A 14,105-nucleotide genomic window follows, 5' to 3' on the forward strand; every position below is an offset into this window, starting at 1 on the left:
CCATTCAACTTTCTGGAGCTGGTTTGCAAATGGGGTTAACCATCTATCTTGGGTTTTTATTGGGTGAATGGTTAGACAAGGTCTTTGAAACCAGTTTTTTAACAGAAACAATTACGTTGTTGGCCATCTTTTTAGCAATGTACTCTTTAATAAAACAAGCAAATAAAATTAATGATTAAGAGTATTCTAATCTATAGTTTAGTATTTTTTATTTTATATGCTGTTGGCTATAATTTACACCTTATAATTTTACAAAAAAACGAGATTTATCTGCCATTTTCTCTTCAAAAAATATACCTTTTTCACTTAGGTTTTTCGATGCTAATTTGTATAAATTTTAGGCTATTTTCTTCTGTTGATAAAATTTTTCAACAACTTGGTTTTATATACTTAGCAACCTTGGTTTTAAAAATCATACTATTTACTGCAATCTTTTATAAATCCATATTTACCGAAGAAAACATGGCTTTTAGTGTAAGAATTTCTTTGCTAATTCCTGCTATAATATTCTTATTAACAGAGGCCTTTTTTATTGCTAGAATTTTAACAAAAAAACAATAAAGAATAAATACCTTAAAAAAGGGTTTGTAGTTTTGAATTATTACTTACCTTTGCGCCGAATTTAGAAAGCGTATTTTAACAATGAAGATTGCACAAAAAACAATCAAATTTCTTACAATAGCAACAATAGCCTTTTTTACGGCTACAAGTTTTGCTTCTGGTACAGACAAAAAACACGATAACCAAAATGATGGAGGGCGTGTAAATACGAAAGAAGAAGTAGAGGCTTATATTCTTCATCACATTAAAGATTCTCACGATTTTTCTTTATATTCTTACACAAATGATGCAGGTGAAAGAATACATATTGGTTTTCCTTTACCTATAATTCTTTGGACAAGTGAAGGCTTAGTAACTTTTATGTCATCAGAATTTCATCATAATGATGATGGACATGTAATTGTTGAAAAGAAAGGATTAAAATTTGCCAAGGTTCATAGCAAGATATTAGAGTTAGACAAAGGCGCTGCAACAGTTTCGTTTGATGAAACTCATCATGCAACAAATGCACACAAAATTTTAGATTTCTCTATTACTAAAAGTGTAGTTGGAGTTTTGTTAATAGGATTTTTACTATTATTCTGGTTTTCAAGATTGGCAAAACAATACAAAACAAAACAAATTCCAACTGGTTTTGCAAGAGTTTTAGAGCCTTTAGTAATTTATGTTCGTGATGAAATTGCAAGACCAAATATTGGTGAAAAACATTACAGAAGATTTACAGGATATTTATTAACTGTATTTTTCTTTATCTGGGTTTTAAATTTATCAGGTTTAACCCCTTTAGGATTTAATGTTACAGGTCAATTGGCTGTTACAGCTTGTTTGGCAATCTTTACATTAGTAATTTACAGTGTTAGTGGAACAAAAGGGTATTGGATGCACATGTTGTGGATGCCAGGAGTTCCTGTTTTAATTCGTCCAGTTTTAGCAGTTATAGAATTAGCTGGTGCTTTATTAATTAAACCATTTTCATTATTAGTTCGTTTGTTCGCAAACATATCAGCAGGTCACATTGTGGTAATGAGCTTAATTGCAATTATGTTTACACTTAAAGAATCTTTAGGGGTTGTTGGTGCAACAGGATTGTCTTTAGTATTATCATTTTTTATAACATTAATTGAGGTTTTAGTCGCTTTCTTACAAGCTTATATCTTTACAATGCTTTCAGCATTATTTATTGGTATGGCAGTAGAAGATCATGCTGAGGCTCATTAATACAAATTTGTTTAATTTAATATAAATACATTTATTATGTACAATTTAATTGGAGCAGGATTAATCGTAATCGGAGCAGGAATTGGATTAGGTCAAATTGGTGGAAAAGCAATGGAAGGTATTGCTCGTCAGCCAGAAGCAACTGGAAAAATTCAAACAGCAATGATTATTATCGCTGCATTATTAGAAGGTTTAGCATTTGGTGCATTATTCTTAGGAAAATAATCCAAACAAAAACAAAAAGCACAATTCTGTAACGGTTGGTTGCAGAATGTGTTTTTAAATTAAACATCAATAATAAAATATATAATTAGTTTATAAGATGGAAACTTTATTAAACGATTTTTCACCAGGGTTATTTGTAGTATCAACAATATTATTGTTGGCATTAATAGGATTAATGGTAAAATTTGCATGGAAACCTATTTTAAATTCTTTGGAAGAAAGGGAATCTGGAATTAAAGACGCATTGGCAGCAGCAGAAAACGCACGTAAAGAAATGCAAAATTTACAGTCAGATAATGCAAAATTAATAAAAGAAGCAAGGGCAGAGAGAGATGCTTTAATGAAAGATGCGAGACATATAAGTGCAAATATTATAGCAGAGGCTAAAGAAGAAGCGAAAGAAGTTACTGCAAATTTAATAGAAAAAGCGCAAGCTTCCATTCAACAAGAAAAGCAAGCAGCTATCGCAGAATTAAAAAAGAATGTTGCAGAATTATCTATTAGTATCGCAGAATCTGTAATTAAAAAAGAATTATCTAATAAAGAAGATCAACTTAAATTAGTTGAAGGAATTTTAAAAGAGGTTACTTTAAATTAAGCAAAAAATGAGAGACGCAAGAGCATCATTACGTTACGCAAAAGCAATCTTAAATCTTGCTAAAGACACAAATTCGGAAACTATTGTAGATAGTGATATGAAATTGATCGCAGCTACAATTGCTGAAAATCCAGAATTTGAAATAGTATTAAGAAGCCCAGTTATTAAAGCTAAAGATAAAATGAAAGTTTTAAATGCTTTATTTACGGGTAAAATTGATAATATTACTCTTGGGCTTTTCAATTTATTAGATGAAAATAAAAGAATTTCTATGATAGAACCAATTGCAAAGCAATATTCTATCATTTATGATTTTCTTAAACATATGCAGGTTGCTAAAGTTACAACAGCTGTGCCTTTATCACCGGAAATGGAAGCTAAAGTATTAGCAAAAATTGTAGCTTTAACAGGCGAAAAAGCAAATTTAGAAAACGAAGTAAATCCAGCTATTTTAGGAGGCTTTATTTTAAGGGTTGGAGATGTGCAATATGATGCTAGTATCTCTAATCAGTTAAACGAATTGAAAAAGGAGTTTGACAATAGTCATTACATTCCAAAAATTTAATTATACATCAAATCATAAAAGATGGCAAGTATTAAACCAGCTGAAGTATCAGCAATTTTAAAAGCACAATTAACAAATTTTGAAGCTCAAGCTTCATTAAGCGAAGTAGGAACTGTATTACAAGTAGGTGATGGTATTGCTCGTGTTTACGGGTTATCTAACGTACAATATGGTGAGTTAGTAGAATTTGAAAATGGCTTAGAAGCTATTGTTTTAAATTTAGAAGAAGACAACGCAGGTGTTGTACTATTGGGAGCATCAACTTCAATTAGAGAAGGCTCTATAGTTAAACGTACAGAACGTATTGCATCTTTAAGAGCTGGAGAAGGAATTATAGGAAGAGTTGTAGATACTTTAGGAAGCCCAATTGATGGTAAAGGGCCTATTGAAGGAACTACTTATGAAATGCCTTTAGAGAGAAGAGCTCCTGGAGTTATATACAGAGAGCCAGTTACAGAACCGTTACAAACTGGTATTAAATCTATTGACGCAATGATTCCTGTTGGTAGAGGTCAACGTGAGTTGATTATTGGAGACCGTCAAACAGGTAAATCTACAGTTGCTATAGATACGATTTTAAATCAAAAAGAATTTTTTGATGCAGGACAACCTGTATATTGTATTTATGTTGCCATTGGTCAAAAAGCTTCAACTGTTGCTGCAATTGCAAACATGTTAGAAGAAAAAGGCGCAATGGATTATACAACAATCGTTGCTGCAAATGCATCAGATCCTGCAGCAATGCAAGTATATGCACCATTTGCTGGAGCTGCAATTGGCGAATATTTTAGAGATTCAGGAAGACCTGCCTTAATTATTTTTGATGATTTATCAAAACAAGCAGTAGCATACCGTGAAATTTCTTTATTATTAAGAAGGCCTCCAGGTCGTGAGGCTTATCCTGGTGATGTATTTTACTTACACTCAAGATTATTAGAGCGTGCTGCAAAAATTATTAATGATGATAAAATTGCAAGTGAAATGAACGATTTACCAGATTCTTTAAAAGGAATTGTAAAAGGTGGAGGTTCTTTAACAGCATTACCAATTATTGAAACACAAGCAGGAGATGTATCAGCATATATACCAACAAACGTAATTTCAATTACAGATGGACAAATTTTCTTAGATGGAGATTTATTTAATTCAGGTGTAAGACCAGCAATTAACGTAGGTATTTCTGTATCTAGAGTTGGTGGTAATGCACAGATTAAATCTATGAAAAAAGTATCTGGTACTTTAAAATTAGATCAAGCAGCTTATCGTGAATTAGAAGCATTTGCTAAGTTTGGTTCAGATTTAGATGCTGCTACTATGAGTGTAATTTCTAAAGGACAACGTAATGTTGAAATTTTAAAGCAAGCTCAGAATGATCCTTATCCAGTAGAAGATCAGATTGCAATTATCTACGCAGGTTCTAAGAACTTGTTAAAAGATGTTCCTGTAAATCAAGTTAAGAAGTTCGAAAGAGATTACATCGATTATTTAAACGCAAAACATAGAGACGCTTTAGATATATTAAAGTCTGGTAAATTAACAGATGAGGTTATTGCAACTTTAGAAGCTGCAGCAGCAGAAATCTCTAAGCATTTCGCATAGTTCAAATTAAGAGTTCAGAATTATGAGTTATGAGTAAACTAGACAATAGTCCTATTAGAATTAAAAGTTTTCAGTTTGCTTGTGAAGTAGTTATTTTTTGTGATACTCTAAAAGAGAATAAAGATTTTGAGTTAGCATCTCAATTATTAAGAAGTGGAACAAGTATTGGAGCTAATACAAGGGAAGCACAAAGAGGATTTAGTAAAAAAGATTTCAAATTTAAATTTAGTATTGCATTAAAAGAAGCTGATGAAACTATGTTTTGGTTAGAAATTTTAGAGGCAACAGGTAGAAAAGTACCTAATGAATTGAAAAATAAGTGTGAAGAGTTAATTAGAATTTTAGTATCAATTAACAAAAACTCATAACTCGACACTCATAATTCATAATTAGTAATATGGCAAACTTAAAAGAAATACGTAATAGAATTACTTCGATTAAATCTACAATGCAGATTACATCTGCCATGAAAATGGTATCTGCTGCAAAGTTGAAAAAAGCGCAAGATGCTATTACAGCAATGAGACCTTATTCGTCTAAGTTAACTGAATTATTACAAAATTTAAGTGCAACATTAGATAGCGATTCAGGCAGCACTTATTCTAAGCAAAGAGAGGTTTCTAAAGTTTTATTGGTAGTTATAACATCGAATAGAGGTTTGTGTGGGGGTTTTAATTCCTCTGTTACAAAAGAAGTAACAAAGACAATTACCGAAAAATACGCTGGTAAAAAAGTAGAATTATTTGCAATTGGTAAAAAAGGTGCTGCTACTTTGTCTAAGACGCAAAAAGTTGTTTCTACTAGAAATGATATTTATGACGATTTAACTTTTGATAATGTTGCAGCAATTGCAGAAAAGTTAATGGAATTATATATAGATGGCACGTATGATAAAATTGAGTTGGTTTACAATCAATTTAAAAACGCAGCCACTCAATTAACACAAGTAGAACAGTTTTTGCCTATCAAACCTATAGAAGGAGGAAATGTATCTGCAGTAAATTCTGACTATATTTTTGAGCCTTCTAAAGAAGAAATTGTATTAGCATTAATACCAAAATCTTTAAAAACTCAATTATACAAAGCAATGAGAGATAGTTTTGCATCTGAGCATGGAGCTAGAATGACAGCAATGCACAAAGCTACAGATAATGCAAAAGAATTAAGAGACGACTTGTTATTAAAATACAACAAAGCACGTCAAGCAGCAATTACTAATGAAATTTTAGAAATTGTAGGTGGTGCAGAAGCATTGAAAAATTAGACGAAGTGTTAGCGAAGTCAAATTTTCAAAAATAGCAGAAGCATTGAAAAATTAGACGAAGTGTTAGCGAAGTCAAATTTTCAAAAAGAGCAGAAGCATTGAAAAATTAGACGAAGTGTTAGCGAAGTTAAAAATTTTATAAAATATAAAGAGTTTATCAATTTTGATAAACTCTTTTTTTGTGGCATAAATATTGAATTTAATTAATGAAATAGTGAACATGAAACCAATCAAAATTTTGTCAATTGTAATAATTCTATTTGCGTTTTCTCAATGTAAAAGTTTAAAATTTGATAATAACCCACCATTTATTGTTCATTCAGGGACTTATTATCCTAAAGAAACTGCAAGGGAAATAGAGGTTTATGTAAGATATAGCTCAATAGATTTTGTAGAGTTTGATAGTTTGTTTTTTCAAAATAGAAAAGCGAAAATTGAAATTAAAACTATTGGAGGAAATACCTATGCTTTTGGAAGTTTTCAGCCATTTTTAAAACAAGACATTATTCTTGATTCGAGTTCTATAAAAGAGCTAAATAATCCAGTACCAAGTGCTAAAATTTTTCCTTTTAAATTAGACAAAAATCAAGCTGTTTTAAGCTATAAAGTAAGAGGAAAAACAAAGTACTTTCAAGTTAAATCTCTAAAAGAAGAGAAAACAACATCTTTTTAAATTAATATAAGTTGTTTAAAAACAAGTGCTTATTTTAAATTTTATTTTTTGGCACGCAATTTGAATATTCATAAGCATAACCATAAAACCCAAGCTTATGAAAACTTTAAAACTACTTTTCGCAATACTAATAACAGGAACATTTCTAAGTTCTTGTACCACGTATTATAATGATGGTTTTGTAGACAACCAACCAAGTTTAGAAAGTGTTGTTTCTGGTTACGATTTATGGTATGTAGATTACCATAGAACAACTGGAAATGGAGATATACCTTATGTTTCTAGAGCATTTACATTATCGTTTTTGGGCGGAGTTTTATACGCTAACAATAATATTGTAGATATAGGAAGAACAGGCAGAGGTTTAGGGATAGATGTAGGAACTTACAATACTTTTAATGGACTTTTAGAAACCAATCATGATATAGATGGTTTTAACGATTTTGAAGTAACAGTTTTATCTCGTAACGAAATAAGAATCTATAATTACAGACAAAACGTAAGCTATTATTTAATAGGCTATAATGTTAACAATTTCGATTACGATAAGTTGTTTTATGAAAACATAGAATATTTTCTACAAGAGTATTTAGCATGGGAAAAAATAGAAACTAGAGGAGGAACTCCAAATGCTTTTGACGACGAAAATTATTTACAATTTACTCCAGAAAATATAACAACATTTTATAGTTCTCATGATAACTTTGGCACACAAGTTGATTTAATTAGATGGGACTATGTTGGAAGTTATGAAGTGTTTGATGTAAATGGATATCAAGACCTAAAAATTTTAACATTGAATTATGATGGTGGAGATATAGAAGAGTTCGAATTAAGCGTTGTTAATGATGGAAGAATAAGTTTATATCATTATAACTCAGATACCACTTACGACTTTTCTGGAATAGGATTTATCCAGTTTTTAAAAGGTGAAAAAACTGTTAAAAATGCCAAAGATATTGTAAGGAATAGTGATAGAAAACGTACTAAAGTAATAAGAAAAACAAAGAATAAAAGAAATTTAAAATAAAGTTTGGTTAGTTGATTTTTGGTTGGTTATCTCTCGATAACCAATTGAAAGAGAAGCCACCCTGAGGAGGGTGGTTTTTTCTTGTTTAAAACTTTTTTAAAGTTGGTTTCTTAAAATAGAAGTAAAGTAAATTAGTATCTTTATTTTTAAACATCAATCTTATACGAATTAAAAAAAATGAAAACAGCATTTATAACAGGGGCAACTTCTGGCATAGGAAAAGCAACAGCAGAATTGTTTGCAAAAAATAATATTAGATTAATACTCTGTGGCAGAAGAGCAGATAGGTTAGACAAACTTCAAGAAATTTTAAGCGATTTTACAGAAGTAACCACTTTAGAATTCGATGTTTCCAAAAGAGATGAAGTAAAATCTGCCATCGAATCTCTTCCAGAAAACTTTAAAAATATCGATATTTTAATTAATAATGCAGGAAACGCACATGGTTTATCAACCATTCAAGATGGAGATATAGATGATTGGGATGCCATGTTAGACATAAACGTAAAAGGTTTGTTGTATGTATCTAAAGCCATCATTCCAAATATGATTAATAACAATTCGGGTTTTATTGTAAATATTGGCTCTATTGCAGGAAAAGATGTTTATAAGAATGGAAATGTATATTGTGCTTCAAAGTTCGCTGTAAACGCTTTAAACAAGTCTATGAGGCTAGATTTAAACGAATATAACATAAGAGTTTCTGCAATTCATCCAGGCTTGGTGCAAACCGAATTTTCAGAAGTACGTTTTAAAGGCGATACCCAAAGAGCAAAAAAAGTGTATACAGGCTTTAAAGCGTTACAAGCAGAAGATATTGCAGATATTATTAATTTTGTAGTTACAAGACCTTATCATGTAAATATCGAAGATTTAGTAGTGTATCCAACTGCACAAGCAAGTGCAACAATGGTTCGTAAAAGTTAAAATGATAAACAAAAGACTTTTAATCAAAAACCTGCTTTCTCATAATGATGAGAATAGTTTTTATGATAAAAAGCAAAAATTATCTTTAGGCTCAAAAGAAGGGAAAGCCAAGTTTTTAAAACATATTTGTGCGTTATCAAATTCTAACCCAGAAAATAACTCTTACATTGTAATTGGGGTCGAAGACGAGGAAAATAAAATTATTGGTGATGACTTTTTTGATGATAGCAAAATTCAAAATTTGATAAATGCTTATTTAAAAAACCCTCCAAAAATTGAATATGAAAACGTACCTTTTCCAAGTTTACCACGTTATAAAGTAGTTGGTTTGGTTACTATTTATCCTAATAACAAAATTACATCACTTTTAAAAAATGCCTGGAAATACAGACGTGAAACTGTTTTTTATAGAAGAGGAAGTAACTCTATGCCTTTTCTTGGTAATAATTTCGAATTAAGAAATACGAATAAAGAGATTGTTGATGCCATTGAAAAAAACGCAAGAAATAATATCGAACTTACTTTAAATGGTGTTTTCGATTTTATCAACAATCATAAACCAGAATACAATCCACAATACAAAGTTTTTAACGAACAATTTGTTTTGTGTTGGGCAGGAGAAAAGAAAATTATCAATGACCAAGAATATTTTTCTAGAGTAGATATCGAGTTGGTTAACGAACAAGTTCGCTTGTTTTTTTCTGCTTTAGATGAAGTTCAAATTAGTTATAACAACCAATCATTTATTATAACTGAATTTATTTTTTTAGGAATCAATAAGAAAGAAATCCATTATCCTTTAGAAAAAACAATCATTAATTTTAAAGAAAATGGTAAGCATGATATTGTCACCGAATTTTTGTTTGATCCTCCCAAATATGATGAAATAATCATTAAACACATCTATCAAAATTGTAATGATATTGTATTAAAAATTGAACAAAAAAAACCACTTTCTGTCTTAGAGCATGAAGATGTTTTTCGGTTACCAACCAATTATTTATTGTGTTTTTTAAACGGTTTTTTAGATGCTGCAGATCAGCTAAGAAAAGCCAAAGATTATATTAAAAATATAGAAGATAAAACTACTTATATCAAATATAAAGAGGCTATGAGAGTGATTCGTAAAGTGAAATACAACTAGGTAAAATACAAGTAAAGGACAAACAAAATCGTATAAATACTTAAATAAAATCGGTAAAAATTACGTTGTTTAATGTATTGAGGATTATTGGGATATAAATTACCAAAAAGCCCTTTTACTTCTTTAATAAATAAAGGTTTTATGTTAATAAGCCAACTATCTGTTTGGTATACAATTTTCCGAAAACGACTTCTATAAATACTTAAAGGGAATCCCCATATTAAGAAAAGTAGAAACCAAATATTTTCTTTTAAAAAAACAATCATATTTATTTTTTAGGAAACCAAGGTATAAAAGAGTTTGTCTTTTCAATATACTCTTTATATTTTGGTTTGGTATCTTTTAAAGTTCTTTCTAGCATAGCAACTCCAGATACTTTTATGATTAAAAGGGTCATAATTATTGCACCAACAATTTGCCAAGTTCCACCTGCAGCCATGCAAAAAAGTGCATAAGACCACCAAACTGCAGCATCTCCAAAATAGTTTGGGTGCCTTGTGTATTTCCAAAAGCCTGTATTTAAAACTTTCCCTTTATTGTTTGGGTTTTTCTTGAATTTATATAATTGATAATCTCCACCAGCTTCAAAACTAAAACCAATGACCCAAACCAAAATCGCAATGTAATCTAACCAAAATAAATTACCAGAATTTTCATTTAAATGGATACCCAATAAAGGCAAAGAAACAATTAAAATTAAAGCGCCTTGTAATAAAAATACTTGGAAATAAGAAAACCACCAATAGCGCTTTTCGCCATAATCTTTCCGAAATTGTTGGTATCTATAATCTTCGCCTTTTCCAATATTCCTGATGGCTAAGTAAATGGTTAAACGCAATCCCCAAATTGTAACTAATGCTAATAACAACCAATTTCTTGGCATGAGTTCTTCAACATTCGAAAAGTAGAAAGCGTTTACAACCACAAAACCAAAACCCCAAAAAATGTCAACAATACTTACATTTTTAATGAGCAAACTCCAAAACCAAAGCAAGGTTACTAAAACCCAAATTATAAGAGAAGCTTGAATAAAAAGTGTCATAATTTTTTAAATAAAATTGAGTTTAGAAAAGGATTTGTTTAAAATTCGAGCATCATCAACTTCTAACCATTTATCTAGAATTGTTGCGTAAATTTCTCTAAAATCTATTTCGAATTTTAGATTTCCATTTTTGTCTAAGTCTCCTAAATCAGGTAAATTATTATACAAACCTTGTTGCTTCAAATTTTTACCAATAACAAATACGTTGTTTGCAGTTCCATGATCTGTACCTTTAGATTCGTTTTGTTTTACACGTCTTCCAAATTCAGAAAAAGTAAGGATAATTACATCATCAAAATTATTGTTTTCATTCAAATCTTTTACAAAAGCCTCCATACTTTCTGCATAAAGTTTTAGCAATCTTTCTTGAGAATTTAACTGATTTGCATGCGTATCAAAACCAGATAAACCTGCGTAATAAACTTGAGTTTCTAGGCCAGAGTTTATAAATTGCCCAATTGTTTTTAATTGTTTTCCAAAAATATTATTTGGGTAAGCGTTCGATTCTTGTGTTGTTTTAGTTTTCTCGAAAATATGCTTTGCAGAAGATTTAGCATCAATCATTGTATTGTACAAATAGCCCAAATTATGTTCGCTTAAATGTGTATCATTATTGCTAATTATAGCATTAAAAAAAGGCTCTCTCATAGAATTGTAAAACAGTTTCGGATTTGTAATTGCCAAACCATTCTGTAATTTTCCTTTTAACATTAAAGACAAACTTTCATCTACTTCAATAGCTTTGTAGGGTTGCGATTTTGTTTCATCTAAATATCTGCCAATCCAACCATTTTGAAGGTATTCATCACTATTGCTTGCGGTTTGCCAAATATCTGTAGATCTAAAATGAGACAAATTTGGATTTGGATATCCAACATTATTTATAATACTAACATAACCTTTGTCGTATAAATTTCTTAAAGAATGTAAGCTTGGATGCAAACCAACTTCATCAGAAATTTTTAACAACCCATTTTGTTCTAAAGCTATATTTTTTCTTTGTTGATAATAAATGTCATTTGTATAGGGAACTACTGTGTTTAACCCATCATTACCTCCTTTTAACTGGACAATAACTACTTTTTTATTGCTGAATGTATGTATAGAATTTTGCTCGAAAGCTTTTAAAAATTGTGGTACAAAAAACATTCCTGTTGCAAAAGTGGTATTTCTTAAAAAATCTCTTCGTTTCATAATTTTTTTGTTTTTTCTCTTTAAAATCTCGAGCAAATTCGAGAGGTTAACACAGTTGATATTCAGGTAAACTCATTAATTGTACACAAAAATCTCTTTTAGGCATTTCTTTATTTTTCATAAGCATTTCTAAAGTTGAAGCATTTAGTTTTGATTGAATTAGATGCGTAATCAACTCTTTTTTAGAAGTTTTGCTAAAATTATTATCAAACTTTTGCCAATCAGCCATAGTTTTTATATAAGCTTTTTTTCTTAATTTTTTAGCACTAAAATCTGTTGTTATAGATTCTTCATCACCTTTGTCTGAATAGGTAATTTCGGTATTATTTAATAAAACAGAAGGCAATCGCAAACGAGTAACAATTGTATTGCTATCAATCCAATTTCTGCCAGTTTTCCAGCCAGCAACATTTGGAGGTTTCATTAAAACCTGACCTAAAATTCGTTGTAACAACAAAATTTGCTTTGGGTTTTCAATGGTATAGGGCACAATTGTATAAATGCCAGACAAAAACTCTACAGGCGATTTTATTTTATTCCCTATGTTTTCATCATCATAAAACCAATCAGATAAAAGCATAAAACGCATTAAATTTTCGATATTATAATCTTTATAGAAAACGCTTGTCATTTCATCAATATGTTTTTTATTAATGGTTTCATTCACAAAATAACGATATATTTTTTCTGATATAAATTTTGCACAAGCTTTCTTTTTTAGGATAATTTCTATAATATCATCGCCATTAAAGTTCCCTGTTTCTCCAAAAAAGGTTTTATCATTATTATCATGTTGTTTTACATTAAAAGTGAATTCACTTTTAAAATTGTGACTATAACCTGTAAAAGATCTTGCAGATTCTTTAACATCTGTCTCGGAATATTCGTCTTGCCCTAAGGTAAAAAGCTCCATTAACTCTCTTGCAAAGTTTTCATTTGGGCTTTGTTTTTTGTTTTGTTTGTTGTTTAAGTAATTTAGTATGGCAGCTTCTTTAGAAACAGTTTTTGTAAAATTTCTAAAATTTCCCAAGGCATTTTCACGAAGCACATTATTGTATTTTTGAATAAATAGAATATTGTTGTTTTCGCAAACAAAATGATTTGCCCAAAAAAGTGTCATTTTTTCTCTTATTATTTCTGATGGATTTTGTAATCGATCAAACCAAGCATTCGAAAATTCAAAGATTTTTTGTCTACTCATTTTTTGAAGTTCCCTTCTATTTTCTTCATTTTTATAATATTCTGGTTCAAGATTTTCTAAATACGAAAGATCAACTTCAATTGTAGTTGTCTTTTTAGAATCTTCAAATAGAGCGTCTATCACATTTTTCTTACTTTTTTTTGATAAAAGTTCCAAGTGTTTTGGTGTAATTCCAAAACCAATTCTATTATATAAATGTTGTATATGTGCTGATTTCATGATGATTAGACTTCATATTATAAAAATAGTTTAATTATTTTAAGAAATAATCTAAAAAAAGTGAAACCTTCCTTATTTATTTTCGTTTTTAAGAATAGAACCAACAAATAAGCATGACAGAAAAAATCACTTTTTTGATTTTAGAATGTAAAAAGAACAATAAAAAGGCTCAAATTCAAATTTATGATTTGTTTTGCAAGGCGATGTTTTACGTGGCTTTAAAATATGTAAAGAATGATGAAGAGGCAAAAGACGCAATGCAAGATGGTTTTTTAAAGGCTTTTTCGAATCTAGATTCTTATGAAGATTCTACCAATTTTGGAGCTTGGTTAAAGAAAATTGTAATAAATATCTGTATTGATAAATTAAAGAAAAGAAAAATAGAAACAGTTTCTTTAGAGAATTATCCTATCGAAATTGTAAATGATGATGATTGGAGTTTTGATGCTAAAATTACAAAAACACAAATTTTAGAAGCCATAGAACAATTGAATTTGAAATACCAGCTGGTTGTAAAATTGTATTTGTTAGAAGGTTATGATCATGAAGAAATAGCAGAAATATTAAAAATACCTATAAAAACATCTAGAACTCATTTAAGAAGAGGAAAGTTAATTTTAAGAAATAATTTAAAACTTTAAAAAC

General features: G+C 29.7%; 17 protein-coding genes. 14 read left to right on the forward strand and 3 right to left on the reverse strand.

The genetic code is table 11. The annotated features are described in order from the left end of the window. Positions 1-2: 2 nt before the first annotated feature. The 13 genes from WAO74_RS12360 (at position 3) to WAO74_RS12420 (ending at position 9,804) form a co-directional block, all read left to right on the forward strand. Positions 3-179 (forward strand): AtpZ/AtpI family protein, encoded by a 177-nt coding sequence (locus tag WAO74_RS12360; protein ID WP_422162692.1) that lies wholly within the window; start codon positions 3-5, stop codon positions 177-179. Then, positions 172-561, forward strand: coding sequence for a DUF6168 family protein (locus tag WAO74_RS12365; RefSeq protein WP_422162564.1), 390 nt, complete (start codon positions 172-174; stop codon positions 559-561). Before WAO74_RS12360 ends, WAO74_RS12365 begins: the two co-directional genes overlap by 8 nt. Before the next feature lie 81 nt (positions 562-642). Next, positions 643-1,779 carry a F0F1 ATP synthase subunit A gene (gene atpB / locus WAO74_RS12370; RefSeq protein WP_422162565.1) on the forward strand — a complete coding sequence of 379 codons (1,137 nt, stop codon included), beginning with the start codon at positions 643-645 and terminating at the stop codon, positions 1,777-1,779. Between the two features lie 36 nt (positions 1,780-1,815). Beyond that, entirely contained in the window at positions 1,816-2,004 is a 189-nt protein-coding gene (atpE, locus tag WAO74_RS12375) for an ATP synthase F0 subunit C (RefSeq protein WP_013993139.1), read from the forward strand. A gap of 97 nt (positions 2,005-2,101) precedes the next feature. Beyond that, the gene (locus tag WAO74_RS12380; RefSeq protein WP_422162567.1) at positions 2,102-2,602 is read left to right on the forward strand and encodes a F0F1 ATP synthase subunit B; all 501 of its coding nucleotides are present in this window, start codon (positions 2,102-2,104) and stop codon (positions 2,600-2,602) included. A 7-nt stretch (positions 2,603-2,609) separates the two neighbouring features. Further along, positions 2,610-3,167, forward strand: coding sequence for an ATP synthase F1 subunit delta (gene atpH / locus WAO74_RS12385; RefSeq protein ID WP_422162569.1), 558 nt, complete (start codon positions 2,610-2,612; stop codon positions 3,165-3,167). A 21-nt stretch (positions 3,168-3,188) separates the two neighbouring features. Further along, on the forward strand, positions 3,189-4,766 hold the full coding sequence (gene atpA, locus WAO74_RS12390; RefSeq protein WP_422162571.1) for a F0F1 ATP synthase subunit alpha: 1,578 nt from the start codon (positions 3,189-3,191) through the stop codon (positions 4,764-4,766). 29 nt (positions 4,767-4,795) lie between these two features. After that, entirely contained in the window at positions 4,796-5,134 is a 339-nt protein-coding gene (locus WAO74_RS12395) for a four helix bundle protein (RefSeq protein WP_422162572.1), read from the forward strand. Between the two features lie 29 nt (positions 5,135-5,163). Then, complete coding sequence (gene atpG / locus WAO74_RS12400) at positions 5,164-6,030, forward strand: ATP synthase F1 subunit gamma (RefSeq protein WP_422162573.1); 867 nt, start codon at positions 5,164-5,166, stop codon at positions 6,028-6,030. A gap of 220 nt (positions 6,031-6,250) precedes the next feature. Beyond that, a complete protein-coding gene (locus tag WAO74_RS12405) occupies positions 6,251-6,703 on the forward strand; it encodes a hypothetical protein (protein WP_422162574.1) in 453 nt (150 codons plus the stop codon). Between the two features lie 97 nt (positions 6,704-6,800). Further along, on the forward strand, positions 6,801-7,733 hold the full coding sequence (locus WAO74_RS12410; RefSeq protein ID WP_422162575.1) for a hypothetical protein: 933 nt from the start codon (positions 6,801-6,803) through the stop codon (positions 7,731-7,733). A gap of 177 nt (positions 7,734-7,910) precedes the next feature. Continuing rightward, positions 7,911-8,660 carry an SDR family NAD(P)-dependent oxidoreductase gene (locus WAO74_RS12415; RefSeq protein WP_422162576.1) on the forward strand — a complete coding sequence of 250 codons (750 nt, stop codon included), beginning with the start codon at positions 7,911-7,913 and terminating at the stop codon, positions 8,658-8,660. A 1-nt stretch (position 8,661) separates the two neighbouring features. Next, complete coding sequence (locus WAO74_RS12420) at positions 8,662-9,804, forward strand: ATP-binding protein (protein WP_422162577.1); 1,143 nt, start codon at positions 8,662-8,664, stop codon at positions 9,802-9,804. Between the two features lie 268 nt (positions 9,805-10,072). Here the strand turns inward: WAO74_RS12420 and WAO74_RS12425 are convergent, their stop codons facing one another. From WAO74_RS12425 to WAO74_RS12435, 3 genes are read right to left on the reverse strand one after another with little or no spacing between them, the layout of a single operon-like run. After that, entirely contained in the window at positions 10,073-10,846 is a 774-nt protein-coding gene (locus WAO74_RS12425; RefSeq protein ID WP_422162578.1) for a DUF1295 domain-containing protein, read from the reverse strand. 6 nt (positions 10,847-10,852) lie between these two features. Next, positions 10,853-12,040, reverse strand: a complete 1,188-nt coding sequence (locus WAO74_RS12430; RefSeq protein ID WP_422162579.1) for a DUF1501 domain-containing protein — start codon at positions 12,038-12,040, stop codon at positions 10,853-10,855. A gap of 46 nt (positions 12,041-12,086) precedes the next feature. Beyond that, complete coding sequence (locus tag WAO74_RS12435; protein WP_422162580.1) at positions 12,087-13,460, reverse strand: DUF1800 domain-containing protein; 1,374 nt, start codon at positions 13,458-13,460, stop codon at positions 12,087-12,089. A gap of 113 nt (positions 13,461-13,573) precedes the next feature. Between WAO74_RS12435 and WAO74_RS12440 the strand changes: the two genes are divergently transcribed. Next, a complete protein-coding gene (locus tag WAO74_RS12440; protein ID WP_422162581.1) occupies positions 13,574-14,101 on the forward strand; it encodes an RNA polymerase sigma factor in 528 nt (175 codons plus the stop codon). The last annotated feature ends 4 nt before the right edge of the window (positions 14,102-14,105 follow it).

It is taken from the genome of Polaribacter sp. (assembly GCF_049276715.1).
GTDB lineage: Bacteria > Bacteroidota > Bacteroidia > Flavobacteriales > Flavobacteriaceae > Polaribacter.

Excerpts from the sequence above, each read along its gene's own strand:
- WAO74_RS12365 (WP_422162564.1), top strand. The coding sequence starts at position 172 with ATGATTAAGAGTATTCTAATCTATAGTTTAGTATTTTTTATTTTATAT.
- atpB (WP_422162565.1), top strand. The coding sequence starts at position 643 with ATGAAGATTGCACAAAAAACAATCAAATTTCTTACAATAGCAACAATA.
- atpE (WP_013993139.1), top strand. The coding sequence starts at position 1,816 with ATGTACAATTTAATTGGAGCAGGATTAATCGTAATCGGAGCAGGAATT.
- WAO74_RS12380 (WP_422162567.1), top strand. The coding sequence starts at position 2,102 with ATGGAAACTTTATTAAACGATTTTTCACCAGGGTTATTTGTAGTATCA.
- atpH (WP_422162569.1), top strand. The coding sequence starts at position 2,610 with ATGAGAGACGCAAGAGCATCATTACGTTACGCAAAAGCAATCTTAAAT.
- atpA (WP_422162571.1), top strand. The coding sequence starts at position 3,189 with ATGGCAAGTATTAAACCAGCTGAAGTATCAGCAATTTTAAAAGCACAA.
- WAO74_RS12395 (WP_422162572.1), top strand. The coding sequence starts at position 4,796 with ATGAGTAAACTAGACAATAGTCCTATTAGAATTAAAAGTTTTCAGTTT.
- atpG (WP_422162573.1), top strand. The coding sequence starts at position 5,164 with ATGGCAAACTTAAAAGAAATACGTAATAGAATTACTTCGATTAAATCT.
- WAO74_RS12405 (WP_422162574.1), top strand. The coding sequence starts at position 6,251 with ATGAAACCAATCAAAATTTTGTCAATTGTAATAATTCTATTTGCGTTT.
- WAO74_RS12410 (WP_422162575.1), top strand. The coding sequence starts at position 6,801 with ATGAAAACTTTAAAACTACTTTTCGCAATACTAATAACAGGAACATTT.
- WAO74_RS12415 (WP_422162576.1), top strand. The coding sequence starts at position 7,911 with ATGAAAACAGCATTTATAACAGGGGCAACTTCTGGCATAGGAAAAGCA.
- WAO74_RS12420 (WP_422162577.1), top strand. The coding sequence starts at position 8,662 with ATGATAAACAAAAGACTTTTAATCAAAAACCTGCTTTCTCATAATGAT.
- WAO74_RS12425 (WP_422162578.1), bottom strand. The coding sequence starts at position 10,846 with ATGACACTTTTTATTCAAGCTTCTCTTATAATTTGGGTTTTAGTAACC.
- WAO74_RS12430 (WP_422162579.1), bottom strand. The coding sequence starts at position 12,040 with ATGAAACGAAGAGATTTTTTAAGAAATACCACTTTTGCAACAGGAATG.
- WAO74_RS12435 (WP_422162580.1), bottom strand. The coding sequence starts at position 13,460 with ATGAAATCAGCACATATACAACATTTATATAATAGAATTGGTTTTGGA.
- WAO74_RS12440 (WP_422162581.1), top strand. The coding sequence starts at position 13,574 with ATGACAGAAAAAATCACTTTTTTGATTTTAGAATGTAAAAAGAACAAT.